This is a genomic window from Isosphaeraceae bacterium EP7, from assembly GCA_038400315.1.
GTDB lineage: Bacteria > Planctomycetota > Planctomycetia > Isosphaerales > Isosphaeraceae > EP7.
This window is the reverse complement of the sequence record CP151667.1, coordinates 5,687,242-5,700,928: the sequence shown is the minus strand read 5'-3', so window position 1 is coordinate 5,700,928 and position 13,687 is coordinate 5,687,242. Positions and strand designations below refer to the sequence as shown.

11 protein-coding genes are annotated in these 13,687 nt (G+C 66.8%); 6 read left to right on the top strand and 5 right to left on the bottom strand.

Going from position 1 to position 13,687, the window contains the following annotated elements; genetic code table 11:
• Nucleotides 1-8: 8 nt before the first annotated feature.
• The 3 genes from EP7_RS22485 to EP7_RS22475 all read right to left on the bottom strand — a co-directional run bounded on the left by EP7_RS22485 (nt 9) and on the right by EP7_RS22475 (nt 3,294).
• Nucleotides 9-986, bottom strand: coding sequence for a glycosyltransferase family 2 protein (locus EP7_RS22485; RefSeq protein ID WP_463524379.1), 978 nt, complete (start codon nt 984-986; stop codon nt 9-11).
• A gap of 101 nt (nt 987-1,087) precedes the next feature.
• Nucleotides 1,088-2,251, bottom strand: a complete 1,164-nt coding sequence (locus EP7_RS22480; RefSeq protein ID WP_463524378.1) for a hypothetical protein — start codon at nt 2,249-2,251, stop codon at nt 1,088-1,090.
• A gap of 86 nt (nt 2,252-2,337) precedes the next feature.
• Nucleotides 2,338-3,294: a sugar phosphate isomerase/epimerase family protein gene (locus EP7_RS22475; protein WP_463524377.1), complete on the bottom strand. Its 957-nt coding sequence runs from the start codon at nt 3,292-3,294 to the stop codon at nt 2,338-2,340.
• 360 nt (nt 3,295-3,654) lie between these two features.
• Here EP7_RS22475 and ispE point away from each other — a divergent pair, with 360 nt between their 5' ends.
• From ispE to EP7_RS22460, 3 genes are all read left to right on the top strand, one after another.
• Nucleotides 3,655-4,533, top strand: coding sequence for a 4-(cytidine 5'-diphospho)-2-C-methyl-D-erythritol kinase (gene ispE, locus EP7_RS22470; RefSeq protein WP_463524376.1), 879 nt, complete (start codon nt 3,655-3,657; stop codon nt 4,531-4,533).
• Between the two features lie 31 nt (nt 4,534-4,564).
• Nucleotides 4,565-5,209, top strand: coding sequence for a SpoVG family protein (locus EP7_RS22465; RefSeq protein WP_463524375.1), 645 nt, complete (start codon nt 4,565-4,567; stop codon nt 5,207-5,209).
• Nucleotides 5,210-5,416: 207 nt separating this feature from the next.
• On the top strand, nt 5,417-6,295 hold the full coding sequence (locus EP7_RS22460) for an alpha/beta hydrolase (protein ID WP_463528454.1): 879 nt from the start codon (nt 5,417-5,419) through the stop codon (nt 6,293-6,295).
• A gap of 18 nt (nt 6,296-6,313) precedes the next feature.
• Here EP7_RS22460 and EP7_RS22455 read toward each other — a convergent pair whose 3' ends face one another.
• On the bottom strand, nt 6,314-7,648 hold the full coding sequence (locus tag EP7_RS22455) for an L-lactate MFS transporter (protein WP_463524374.1): 1,335 nt from the start codon (nt 7,646-7,648) through the stop codon (nt 6,314-6,316).
• A 90-nt stretch (nt 7,649-7,738) separates the two neighbouring features.
• Entirely contained in the window at nt 7,739-8,131 is a 393-nt protein-coding gene (locus EP7_RS22450; protein WP_463524373.1) for a thioesterase family protein, read from the bottom strand.
• 195 nt (nt 8,132-8,326) lie between these two features.
• On the opposite strand from EP7_RS22450, the gene EP7_RS22445 reads away from it, so the two are divergent.
• The 3 genes from EP7_RS22445 to EP7_RS22435 all read left to right on the top strand — a co-directional run bounded on the left by EP7_RS22445 (nt 8,327) and on the right by EP7_RS22435 (nt 13,501).
• Nucleotides 8,327-8,695 (top strand): indolepyruvate ferredoxin oxidoreductase subunit alpha, encoded by a 369-nt coding sequence (locus EP7_RS22445; protein WP_463524372.1) that lies wholly within the window; start codon nt 8,327-8,329, stop codon nt 8,693-8,695.
• 204 nt (nt 8,696-8,899) lie between these two features.
• Nucleotides 8,900-10,366: a cytochrome-c peroxidase gene (locus EP7_RS22440; protein ID WP_463524371.1), complete on the top strand. Its 1,467-nt coding sequence runs from the start codon at nt 8,900-8,902 to the stop codon at nt 10,364-10,366.
• A gap of 168 nt (nt 10,367-10,534) precedes the next feature.
• A complete protein-coding gene (locus tag EP7_RS22435) occupies nt 10,535-13,501 on the top strand; it encodes a hypothetical protein (RefSeq protein ID WP_463524370.1) in 2,967 nt (988 codons plus the stop codon).
• Nucleotides 13,502-13,687: the final 186 nt, after the last annotated feature.

Here is a 13,687-nt window from a genome sequence, read left to right as displayed (position 1 = left end):
GCCGGGGTTCAGGCGGCGCGAGTTGTCGGGGCGTCCTTCGTCCAGTCAAACCTCTCGAAGAACGCGTCTTCTCGCGCGGACCACCCCGCCTTGCCCACTCCCAGCGCCCTGCGACCACGGACGGCCGCAGGAAGTCGACGCAGCGCTCCGGCCAGGGCAAGCCAGGGGGTCGTCTGGCCGCGTACGGTCGCGTAGGTCAGCCGCGCGGGGAGCCAGGCGAGGTGCCCCGCCAGTCGCTTGAGGCCCAGGTTTTTCCAGGCGAAGAGCAGGCTGTTGCGCATCGCCAGGCGGTCGCAGCCTCCGACCCCGAAGGCCGGACCGAACGAGCCGAAGCCACGGTGATAGGCGACCGAGCCGGGGACGTACCTCCCGGTCCAGCCGGCCATCCAGCCGCGGAAGCCGAGGTCGAGGTCCTCGATCCGGCCCGGGAAATAGATCCGGTCGTAGCCGCCGAGTGCCAGGAACTTGAGCCGATCGACCGCTAGCACCGGCCCGGCCGAGGCCGTGAGGTCGGGCGAATCGAGCCCCGACTCATGGCCGGGGAACCGGCAGAGGCCCCGGATCAGGCCGTACCGCATGCCGACTTTAGTCCGCATCCCCTCGCACGCCTCGCCGGCGAAGTCCCAGCAAAGCGGGGCGGCGAACAGGGCGTCCGGATTCGCGTAAAGCTCGTCCAGAAGCGGCTGGATTGCGTCCGAGGCGAGCTTGACGTCGTTGTTCAGCAGCAGGACCGTGCGCTCTGTCAGGCGGCCGAGCAACGTATTGAAGGAGGCCAGGCCCGCATTCGGCTCGCTGACGACGCGCACGGCGGGCCAGTTCTCGGCCAGGTAGGCGAGCGAGTCGTCCGTCGAGCCGTTGTCCAGCACCGTGATGGGGCAGGAGACCGGCGCCCTGGCGGCGGCCAGCGCGATCGACGGGAGGCATTCGGCCAGCAGTTCGCGGCCGTTGTAATTCAGCACGACGATGTGCGTACCCACGGGCTCCATCCCTGAGGGGGCGACCGGCCTCCGAATCCTTGGCGCCGGGATCGAGCCGGTACCATACGAAGGCCCGCACAATCGGTCAATCCCGCCCGCGGCGGGCCGACTCAGGCCGGCGTTCCCATCCCTCCCGGGGCATAGGGCCAGTCGGTCGGGGAATAGCCCAGCGTGGCCAGGTGCGGGGTGGGGATTTCACGGCCCCCCTCGTGGTGGCTCTCCATCAGGGCGGCGAGCATCCCGGTGGTCAGCAGAGTCCGGGCGATCGGGTAGGGGGGCGATCCGGTCACGATCATGTGCTCGACGGCCCGCAGCAGGTGGCCGAAGTGACCGAACGGGCGGACCTGCTCAAGCTCGATCGCGAATGTCTCGGGCCGTGTCTCGCCTTTGCGCCTGCAGCCAAAGGCGAAACATTCCCCCATGGAGCCGACCATCGCCACGGCGGCCTCCAGGCCGTCGGAGTAGCGGATGAGAAAAACCACGTCGTCGGGAAGAGCCCGATAAGGCAAGGCGCCGGGGACCGCTTGCACGCGACCATTAGATAGGGCGGCGAGAATGTCGCCATCCACTGTGCCGGGCCGCAAGCGAGCCTTGGCGGTTTCGCCAGTCAGGCACTGAACCGAGGCCACGCCGGTCTCTCCTCCCTTGCGACGTTCCACCTGGCACTGGAGGGTCTCCAGCGCGTGGAAGCCATAGGCCTCCAGATCGGAATAGCCCACGGCAAAGGCCGCTTCCAGCTCAACCCCCATCGGCGTCTGTGCGGCCGGAACCCGCCAGCCGACGGGTAGCGACGAGCCGGCCATCAGGGGGAAGCCCTCGTGACGGGCCAGGTCGGCCATCCAGCGGGCGAAGAGCCATTCATAGGAGAGGTGCTTGTCGCAGAAGACGGGCACCGAGCGCTTGTTCAAGCGGAACGCGTCGACGATCCCCTCGAATAGTCCGCGACGCGGGTACATCGTCTGCCCGCGCGAGTTCCTGGCATATCGGCCGTGCTCGCCGACGAGCAGGACTCCGGCCACCGGCTCGCCGCCCGTGTCGACGCCGACGGCCCCGGCGATCGTTGGGAAGATGGGGATGCCGTGGCGGCGGCAATAGTCTTGCGCGAGGTCGTTGGCGGGAACCTGATCAACGTAGAGCGACGCGAGCCTGAGCTTGAACGGGACCGCGTGGCCCCAGGCCTTGGGCTCAAGGAGTCGGGCCAGCAAGACGTCGGCGTGGCTGTTCGTCCGCCACTCGGTCACCACGGCGGCCACCGGCCTGCGATCGTCGGGCATCTCGGGCTTCCCTGGAGATGGATCGGCCGCCCACGCCCGGTTTCCCGTGCGCGGGCGGCCTTTGGAAGTTCGCGGCCGGTTCCGGCTCAGCCCCGGTAATCCGCGCCCCTCAGCTTTTCGAGCAGCTTCTTGGTGGCGCGGATGCCCTCGGGCTCGGTCAGGCGACTGCCCTCGTACTCGATGCCGACCCAGCCGTTGTAGCCGGAATCGGTGACGATCTTGAGGATCCGGGCGAAGTCGAGGTTCGACTCGGTGCCGTCGGAGGCGAAGTCGTAGCTCTTGGCGGAGACCCCCTTTGCGTAGGGCATCAGCCTCGCGATCGCGTCATACACATCGATCGCGTAGGTGTTGTTATTCTTATGCTTGGGGAAGTTGCCGAAGTCGGGCAGGGTGCCGAACATCGGATTGTTGACGGCCTTGACCAGCGCGATCAGCGAGTCGGGGTCGCTGGACGGCCCGCCGTGGTTCTCGCAGATGATGTGGATCTTGTGCTTGGCGCCGTACTCGGCCACGGCCGAGCAGCCGGCCGCGGCGTCGTCGGTCTTGTCGGGGCCGTAGTTGCTGCCGGTGTTGATGCGGATGGCATGGCAACCGAGAGTGGCGGCGGCGTCGACCCACTTCTTGTGGTTCTCGACGGCCTGGTTGCGCTTGGCGGCGTCGGCGAGGCTGAGGTCCCCTTCGCCGTCGATCATGATGAGGACGTTGGTGACCCCGTTATCGGCGGCCCGCTTGTTGAGGTCCTTCAGGTAGGCCGCGTCGTGGGCCTTGTCCTTGAAGAACTGATTGACGTATTCGACGCCCTCGATGCCGTATTCGTCGCGTGCGATGCGCGGGAAGTCGAGGTTGGTGATCTTGGCGTCTTTCTCGCGGAGGGCCTTGTGCAGCGACCACTCAGCCAGCGAGATCTTGAAGTCGCCGATCTTGCCCGGCTTGGGCTGGCCGCCGGCCAGCGCGAATGCCGGCCGGACGCCGGTGCCGAGGGCCAGGCCGCCGGCGGCCATCGTCCCGAGAAACGACCTGCGACTCCAACGATTGCCGCTCATCGCTGCATCCTCCGGGCGGGCGCTCGGCCCGCGATCGAGATCGGGACGAAATGGGTGCGAAGTCCGCAGTCTAGGAGACGTGTGGCCCCGAAGCAACGCGCGGGCCGCCCGTCGTGAAATTGCCGCGAAATGTGTCATCCGGCAGGCGTCGTTCGCGACTTGAGGATTTCGGCTTGCGACCTTTCCGCGATCGGGATACAAGGTCCGGTGTTCCGGGAGGGTCGCCGGAAGTGGCCCCGAGAGCTCGCCCGGGCATCGGCCGGGGATGGACGGAAGTCGAGGCCGGAACATGGATTTAGGGAACGAGTTGGGGATGAGTCGGGACGCCGCCCGCGTGGCCCGTCGCGGGGTGTCGATCGGATGATCGTGCATGACCGTGACGGTGCGATCGAGGTGGAAGCACCGGCCAAGCTCAACCTGTTCCTGGAGATCCTGGGCAAGCGGCCCGACGGATACCACGAGCTTGAGACAGTCATGGTGGCTGTCGACCTGCGTGACACGTTACGCCTGGTCGATGACCCATCGGGGCAGGTTTCCCTGGAATGCGATGACCCGACGCTCCCGACCGACGAAGACAACCTGGTCGTCCGCGCGGCGTTACGGCTCAAGGATCGAGCCGGGACGATGCGCGGCGTGAGGATCGAGCTGAAGAAGCGGATCCCGTCGCAGGCAGGCCTTGCGGGCGGATCCAGCGACGCGGCGGCCACCCTGGTCGGCCTCGATCGACTCTGGGGCCTTGGCCTCGGAATCGAAGCGCTGGACGAGCTCGCCTCGGGCCTGGGCAGCGACGTCAACTTCTTCCTGCACGGTCCTGCGGCTGTCTGCCGAGGTCGAGGCGAGCGTGTGGAACCGATCAATCTGAAGGCTCCTCTGCACTTCGTCCTGGTCTGCCCCCCCGTTGGAGTCTCGACGGCGGACGTGTACCGGGCGCTCGTGCCCCCCCCTCGGCCCAGGCCGATGGGAGGGATTGTGGAGGCCTTGGCCGGCGGCAAGCCGGCCGAACTGGCTGAGCTCTTGTTTAATCGGCTTCAGCCGATCGCCGAGTCGATCCGGCCGGAGCTGGCGAGGGTCAACAAGGCCCTGGCCGACCTCGGCCCGTTGCTCGACGGGCACCTGATGAGCGGCAGCGGCTCTGCCTTTTTCGGGCTCTGCCGCGACAAAGACGCGGCACGCGAGGCCGCGAACCGACTGCAACTCCCCGGACTGGGACAGGTCCGGGCCGTCACCTGCGACCCTTGAGCGGGACACGCCTCGTAAAGGAGTACCGGCCGTGGAAATCACCGAAGTCCGCATCAAGCTCATGGAAGACAACTCGGGCAGCAACGAGCGTTTGCAGGCGTTCTGCAGCATCACGTTCGACGACTCGTACGTCATCCGTGACCTGAAGATCATCGAAGGGGCCAAGGGCTTCTTCGTCGCCATGCCATCTCGCAAGCTGACCGACCGCTGCACCCACTGCGGCACCAAGAACCACCTCCGCAGCCGGTTCTGCAACCAGTGCGGCTGCCGCCTGGACGAGAACCGCGCCCTGCGTGACGCCGACGGCCGCGCCAAGCTGCACGCCGACATCGCCCACCCGATCAACTCGTCCTGCCGCGAGAAGATCCAATCGGCCGTACTGGCCTCGTACGCCGACGAGCTCGAACGGGCCAAATTGCCCGGCTACGTCTCGCGCTACGATGACCTCGACGGCGGCGAGTTCGACGTCAACCTCCCCGCTCACGTGGGCGCCGAGGCCGGCGCACCCGGCTCCGAGCAGGCACCGCCCCTGCGTCGCAGCCCGCTCCGCGGCCACGCCCAGCACAACCGGAACGGACAGTCGGTCATACGCGGGCCCCACGTCGCGCCCCGCAAGGAGACCTCCGCCGAGGGCGTCGCCTCCGACCGCGACATCTCCTTCGGCTCAGGGATCTGAACAGATCCGGTCCCCGACGGGATCGATGCCGAGGTTGCCCCGAGCCAGAGCAAGCACGACGGCCGCGTCATCCTTCCGCCCAGGGGATGACGCGGCCGTCGTCGTGCTGCGCCTTTCGCGAAGTGACCGGACATGCGACCTTCCTACGGGCGATTCGCCACGGAGTCCTGCTGCCTCCGCGTGATCGGGTAAGAGGGTTGACACGTGATGATTCTCCCGGGGCATTCCGCCGCCCGCCGGGTCTGGCGCTTCCTGCGGCTCCCGGTCTTCGTCCTAATGGGGATGCTCATCGTGCTGACCGCGATTCAGGACCGTTTGATCTTCCCGGGAGCCGACTCGCAAGGGAGGCCCGAGGCCCGAGTGACCCCGCCTCCCGGTGCGACGATCGTCACACTTGACGCCAACGGAGACAAGGTGGTGGCCCTCTTCGGCCCGGCGCTTGGGCCGGGGGGTTCGCCCGATCCCGAGGCGTCAAGGCGGCCCACCATCCTCTTCTTCTATGGCAACGGCATGTGCCTGGCCGACTCGATCTCACGGTTCGAGTCGTTCCGGAGGCTGGGGGCCAACGTGCTGATCCCCGATTATCTCGGGTTTGGTCTCAGCGGCGGATCGGCCGGCGAGTCGGGATGCTACCGCACCGCCGACGCGGCCTTCGACCATCTCTCATCGCGTAAGGATGTCGACCCGGCCAGGATCGTGGCCGCGGGGTGGTCGCTCGGCGCGGCGGTCGCGGTCGACCTGGCGGCGCGTCGGCCGGTCGCTGGTCTGGCCATCTTCAGCCCGTTCACCAGCCTGGCCGAGATGGTCCGCCGTTCCTTCCCGTTCCTTCCCACCTCGCTGCTGTTGCAGCACAAATTCGACAACCTCTCGAAGATCGGCGGAGTGAAGGTCCCGGTGCTCATCGGCCACGGTCGACGCGACCAGCTCATTCCGTTCGCCATGTCGGAAAGGCTGGCCGAGCGCGTGCCCGGCGCGACACGCATCGATGTCGATGCGGCCGACCACAACGACTACTTTGATGCGGGAGGCCGGAGCGTCGAGGACGCATTGCATGCGTTCCTCGACCGGATCGCGTCGGCTCGCTGAGATGCCGGGCGGGACAACTTACTTTGATGCGAGCAGGATCGGGCTTTCCGCCCGAATCGTCTCCGTCGGGGAGAGTGGGCGGGTCAGCATCCTGCTGAGGACGACGGCCGCCAGCAGCAGGACTCCCGAGGCGTAGAAGGTCGCGTCGAGGCTGCCGGTGGCGTCCTTCACGTAACCCGCGAGCTGCGGGACGATGAAGGCGATCCCCCAGCCGAGGAAGACGAGACCATAATTGCTCCCCAGGTGCTTGGGGCCGAAGTAGTCGGCCGTGAACGCGGGCATCAGGGCCAGGCCGCCGCCGTATTGCCAGTAGGCCACCCCGACAGCCAGGAAGAGCAGCGGCACGCTGCCCGAGGCCATGATCGTCGGCATCAGGAACAGGCAGGTTGCCGAGATGAGGCCGTTGATCAGGTAGGCGTTGGCCCGGCCGATCCGGTCGGAATAGATCCCCGTGCCCACCCGACCTGTCGCGTTGGCAAGACCTCCGAACGACGAGAGCAACCAGGCATTGGCCGCGAAGAAGGCGACCTTGCTGGCCGTCCCGTTGAGCATCGGCGTTGCGTTGGCAATCACCAGCAGGCCCGACTGGGCCGAACCGATGAACAGGAAAACCAGGCCGTAGAACTGCCAGGTTCGGACCATCTGCCCGGGGGTCCAGTCGACGCGAGTCAGGCCCGACTGGTCGGAGCCAGAGCCCGAGGACGGGGCACCGGGGGGGACGTATCCCGCCGGAGGGAACGCCAGCAAGCGGCCTGCGACGACGACGACCAGGGCGAAGAGGCTGCCGAGCACGACGAAGCTGCCGGTCAGGCCATAATCGGCGATGAGCGACTTGGCCAGCGGCGAGATGTAGATCGCCGCGCCTCCGTAGCCGCCCACCACCAGGCCGACGATGAGACCACGCTGGTGCGGGCCGAACCATTTGACCGCCGCGGGGGTCGTCGCGGCATAGGCCAGGCCCATCCCGATTCCCCCCAGCACCCCGAAGCCGAGGAGCAGCCCGAGATAGCTCTTCATGAGCCCGGCCAGGATGCATCCGGAGGCCAGGAACAGGCCGCCCAGGGTGGCACCCAAGCTCGGCCCGAACCGGTCGAGGATCCGGCCGCCGGGGATCATCGACAGCGCGAAGATGATGCCGCAGAGCGCGTAAGCCCAGGTTGCCTGGGCGTCGGTCAGGTACGTCCAGCCGGCATTCCGCCCTCCCATGGGCGTCCCGGCCGGATGAGCCGGATCGCTCAGGAGCCCGGCCTTCCAGACGCTCCACGCATAGAGAATGCCCAGGCAGAGGTTCACCGACATGCCGGCGAACGTCACGACCCAGGCTTTCGACGGCACCTTCGACGCGTGATCCATGGACCGAGTTCTCCGTTGGGGATGGCGTACCATATCCACGCCGGGCCGGGGGTGCCAGGGGCACGCGCGACGGTGACCCCTGTCTCCGGATCAGCCTCTCCCTTCGTCGAGTTGGGCTTTCTTGCGGGCGAGGCGGCGGGCGAAGCGTTCGGTGTCGATCACCCGACGTCGGTGGATGCCGCGGGCCAGGGGCTCGATGCCGTCGTGGGCCTCGACCTGGAAGGTGACGACCGGTCCATTGACGTGGATCACCTTGGCGCGGCAGACGACCTCTGAGCCCTCGGGCGCGGGGGCCAGATGCTCGACCTCGACGTAGGTGCCGACGCTGCGCTCGTGCGGCTCCAGGCAAGGCTCGATCGCGTGCCGCGCGGCGAACTCCAGCCTGAGGATCAGCCAGGGGGTCGCCAGCACGGCGGGCATCTGGGAATCGCTGAACGTGATCCGGTTTGTCTCGTCGACGATGAACCGTTCCTCGGCCGACATGCCTTGCTTGGGCGGATACTTCACGTCTGGAACGAGGGGCTTTGCCCCACCCTCGGGGACCATTGTGGATGAAACGCGAGGCGAGCGGGTTTGATTGCTTGACCCTCGCGGCCTGCGGAACAATAATCATTATCGGTTCGACGTCGATCCGACGCGACGTAAGGCCCTGCACACAGTCAGGAGACGGGATTCACCATGGCCGCCTCGACCGCCGGTAAGCCGCGCAAAGTGGTCCCCCGTATCCTGGCCGTCATCCACGCCGATGGATGTACCGGGTGCGAGGCATGCCTCGAGGTCTGCCCCGTCGACTGCATCTACAAGGTGCCCGGTGAGGATCACCCAAGCCTTCAGACCTGGTGCGACGTCGACCTTGATCGCTGCATCGGCTGCAAGCATTGCGCCCAGGTCTGTCCTTGGGACACGATCGACATGGTCGACACCCTGGAAGTGGCCCAGTACGTGGCGCTGAAGGGCGGCCCCCCGGAATACGTCGAAAAGCATTGGGAAGACCTCGTCGAGGCCGCCCAGCGTAACGCGCTCACCCTCGCCGCCAAGAAGAAATAATCGGGCCGCCCGGGCGTCGTGCCGGCCCAGCCCGGCCGACCGCTCGTGCGACCTGCTCGCCCCATGGCCGGCCGCCCCAAACGGGTGCTGCTCGGTCCCCGTGTACTTTCCTGAGTCTCGATCCCGAGGCCGGTCCCGGCCAGCCGGAAGCCCCGCCCAGTGCGGCGGCCCGGCTCGTCCACGCCTCTTGTTTGGAGTTCTTGCATGCGTCTCGCATCGTCCCGGATTGCGTCGCGGCTGGCCTGGTGTCTGCCGGCGGCGCTTCTGTCCCTGGCCGGCTGTGGCGGAGCCGGCAATGAGGCCTCCCCCCCCGCGACTCCCCCGGTCGCCGTCGCCGATGCCCCGGAATCCCAGGCCCCCGGCAAGGCCCCGGCCCCGAGCGGCGGCAAGCTGGGCGAGTCGGTCACGCCGGTCCGTGAGGTCGACACCAGCAAGGTGGTCGACGTCGTGAAGGAAGAAATCAAGGGAGGGGAGGCCACCGCCGCGGTGCCGACCTCGATCGACCACCTCTGGGCCATGCCCGACAGCAGCAAGATTGCCCCCGCCGAAGTCGTCGCAATCACCCCCCCCAAAGGGCTGGGACCGATCACGGCGCTGATCCCGGCGGCGAACCCCATGACCCAGGCGAAGCTCGACCTGGGTAAGCAACTCTACTTCGACGCGCGGATCTCCAAGGATACCACCGTCAGCTGCGCCACCTGCCACAATCCCGAGAAGGCCTGGACCGACAACCTTCCCACGTCCGTCGGCATCCTCGGACAGGTCGGCGGACGCAATGCCCCGACCGTGTTGAACACGGTCTACGGCAAGACGATGTTCTGGGACGGTCGCGCACCGTCGCTCGAAGGCCAGGCTCAGGGCCCGCCCCAGAACAAGATCGAGATGGGTGACCAGTCTTACGGCGAGATCGTCAACCGGCTGCGGACCATTCCCAGCTACCGCGAACAGTTCCAGAAAGTCTTCGGCACCGATGTGACCCTCGACGGCGTGGCGAAGGCCATCGCCACCTTCGAGCGCACCGCCTTCTCGGGCAACTCTCCCTATGACCGCTACAACCTGGCCTCGAAGGATGAGTCGCCCGAGGACCTAAAGGCGCTTACCGACAGCCAGAAGCGTGGGATGGTTCTCTTCGGCCTGCGGCTCAACGCCGACGACGAGTTCAAGCCCGAGGTCACTCTCAAGAAGGCCAATTGCACCTCGTGCCACATCGGCGCCAACTTCACCGACGAGCAGTTCCATAACCTGGGCGTCGGCTTTGACGTCGCGACCAACAAATTCGCCGACATCGGACGGTTCGAGATCGCCCCGGTCGGTGCCAAGAACCCGGCCGAGCAGGGGGCCTTCAAGACCCCGTCTCTCCGGGACATCGAGCGGACATTCCCTTACATGCATGACGGTAAGGAGAAGACGCTGGTGGACGTGGTCGAATACTACGACCGCGGCGGCAATGCCAACCCTTGGATCGACAAGGACATGAAGAAGCTCGGCCTCACTCCCCAGGAGAAGCAGGACCTCGTCGAGTTCATGAAGGCCCTCAACGGCGAGATCATCAAGGTCGAGCTGCCGACCCTCCCGCCCGGCCCCGACGGCAAGGCCCCCAATCCCAGGGATGCCCTGACCCCCCCGAGCCCCAAGACCGCGTTGGGCGACGTCCACGCCCCCGTGCGCTGAGTCCATTCCGCTTCGCGATAGGTTGAAAATTCCAAGGCCCGCCCCGCCCCCGGTCGATTGGCCGGGCCAGCGGGGCGGGCCTGCGTTCGTGGTCGCTCCTTCGTGGTACATTGGTCCGTCCTCAGAGGTCGACCAGTCGCTCCCACAAAGGTCACGGGCCATCCCTCCATGCGCCGCTTCCCGCTGCCCGCCCTGAGCTTCGCGTGCCTGGTGGCCCTGGTCGCGGTCTTCTTCGGCGATGCCCTGTTCCGGGGCGGTCAGCTCGCCTTCCGAGACTCGGCGCACTTCTACTATCCGCTCTATCAGCGGGTGGAGGCCGAGTGGCAGGCGGGCCGATGGCCGCTCTGGGAGATGGAAGAAAACTCCGGGATGCCGCTGCTGGGACAGCCCACGGCCGCGGTGCTCTATCCGGGCAAGCTCATCTACACCGTCCTTCCCTATGCCTGGGGGGCACGGCTGTATGCGGTGGCGCATGTCGTCCTTGCATTTGTCGCCGCGTTCGCGCTGGCACGCTCCTGGTCGATCTCGGCGGTCGGATCGGGGCTGGCGGGCCTCAGCTATGCGTTCGCCGGTCCCATCGTGTTCCAGTACTGCAACATCATCTTCCTGGTCGGCGCGGCCTGGGCGCCGCTGGGTTTTCTTGCCGTCGACCGCTGGTTGAGGCTGGGGCGCACCCGTGCGATTCTGGGCCTGGCCACGGTCCTGGCGATGCAGGTGCTGGGGGGCGACCCGCAGGCATCCTACCTCACCGGCCTTTTCGCCGGGCTCTATGCGTTCATGCTCTCTGGACGCTTGGAAGGACGTTCGCTCGCACGATCCAGTATGCCTGGGCCGATCGGCTTGCTCTCCATCGGCATCGTCTACTGTCTGGCGGTGCTCGCCTTCGCCGCAATCACGCCAAGTCTGCGACCCAAGGGTTTTCCGCCCCCTGTCCTGCCGATCGTCCCCTGGCTTCCCCGACTGACGGCGGCTTGCTGGGCGCTGGTCCTGGTTGTCATGTTGTCACGCAGGAAGGGGGGAAGGCGGGGACCGATCGTCGTTCGGTTGGCGGGCCTGGGCTTCGCCGCCGGCCTCGCCGGGGCGCTCTCCGCGGCGCAACTGTTGCCGGTGGTCGAGTTCACCGCCCTGACGTCCAGGTCGGCCGACCAGTCGACCCACGACATCTACCCATTCAGCGTCGAGCCGGACGCGCTTGTCGGGGCCATCTGGCCGAATTTCTTCGGCTCATACATCGGCACGGCCGGCAATACGTCCTGGCATCAGTTTCTTCCGCCCCGCACCCGCCACGCGAAGAACTGGGTCCCGACGCTCTACATGGGGGCCTCGGTCCTGCTGCTTGCCTGGGCGGCAATGGCCCGGCCCGAGTCGGGCTCCGCCCCCCCGTGGCGTCGTTGGCTCTTCGTGGTCGCGGGCCTGAGCTTCGTCGCCGGTCTCGGTGAATACGGCGGTCCTCTCTGGTGGGCCCGCGGTGTCCCGTCACTCACCCGCCTGATCGGCATCCCCGACGGCCCGGATACCTCGGCGATCCGATTCGATGGCCACTTGCGAGACGGAGATGGCAGCGTTTACTGGATGATGACCCTGATCTTCCCGGGGTTCCACACCTTCCGCTATCCGGCCAAGCTGCTCACCTTCACCGTGCTGGCGCTGGCCATCCTCGCGGGTGCGGGCTGGGACCGCGTCATCGCCGACCAAGAGGCCGCCCGTCGCCTTCGGCGGCGAGCGCTGGCCCTCTCGGGGATCGGCCTGGCCGCGATCCTCGCCATCACGCTGGCCCGGGGGCCGTTCGTAGGCTGGCTCACGGCCTCGGCGGCCGAGCCGGCCTCGGGCTCGCAGCTCGGGCCGCTCAACGTCCAGGGGGCGTTCCAGAATGCGAGGATGGCGTTCGTGCACTCGGCCGGCGTGCTCGCCTGCCTGGCGCTGCTGGCGGCTCTCGCGAGTCGTCGGCCCAGGCTCGCCGGCGCCGCTTTGCTCCTCCTCGCCTCGGTTGACCTGGCGATGGCCAACTCACGGTTCATCGCCACGGTCCCGCAATCGATGCTCGAGGGGACGCCCGAGGTCCTCAAGCTGATCCAGGACGCGGAGAAGCTTGACCCGGCGACGGGCCCGTTCCGGATCCACAGGATGCCCATCTGGGATCCGATGATCTGGCAGGAGCAGGCCTCGAACGATCGCGTGGCCGACTTCGTCGAGTGGGAGCGGGCCACCATCCAGCCCAAGTACGGGATCAACTACGGCGCCGAGTATACCCATACCCTGGGCACCGCCGAGTTATATGACTACGACTGGTTCTTCGCCCCGTTCTGGCGATCCGCCAATCCCCAGGTCTCCGGCGCCCTCATGATTCCAGAAGGCGAGAGGATCGTCTACCAGCCCAGACGCGGCTACGATCTCTGGAATACTCGATACTTCGTCGTGCCCAGCATCTCGGCCGGTTGGAAGGACGAAAATCGGGGCTATGCCTCGTTCGTCTTCAACTCCGATGCGGTTCATCCCCCGGCCGGCGCCTTCGACGGGCCCGATCGCGAGGCCCGTGAGCTGGAATACGCCAAGACTCGTGACTACCGGATTCTGCGCAATCGCTCCGCCTACCCCCGTGCCTGGGTCGTCCACGATGTCCGGCTCCTGAAGCCCGTCGAAGGGATGGATAAGACTTCGCGCGTCGAGCCGATGAACGAGATCCTCTACGCCGATGACCCCATCTGGAAGATGCCCGATTGGGCCGTCATCGACCCGAAGGCGATCGCCTGGATCGAGACGACCGACGTGAACCAGGTGCGACCCTTCATCACCCGCTCGATCACCGATCCGTCGGAAGTCCCGGTCGTCCGCTACCCCTCGCCGCAGAGGGTCGAGATCGACGTCAACATGATGCGGCCCGGGATCGTCGTCCTGGCCGATGTCTTCTATCCGGGCTGGACCCTGACCATCGACGACAAGCCCGCGCCGATCCTCAGGGCCAATCGGGCCATGAGAGGCGCGGGCGTCCCATCGGGCCGGCACAAGCTCGTCTACACCTACAACCCTGTCTCCTTCCGCAACGGCCTCTTCCTCTCGACGGCCGCCCTCGCCGGCCTGTTCCTCGGCCTGATCGGCACCTGGTTCCGCCCGAGTTATGCGGCCGTCAAATCCTGATCCGATCGATGAATTTCTACGCTTGTGGACGACCGCAAGATCAGCGCTCGAGCGGGAGCTCCGAGACTCCCAAAGGGGACCGCTAAAAACGCCTCCGCCCGCGACGAAGCTCTTGCCCTAACTGGGTGCATCGTTTAGAATCACCCCATCACTCGTCGAATACGGTGAGGTGACGTAAGTTCTCTC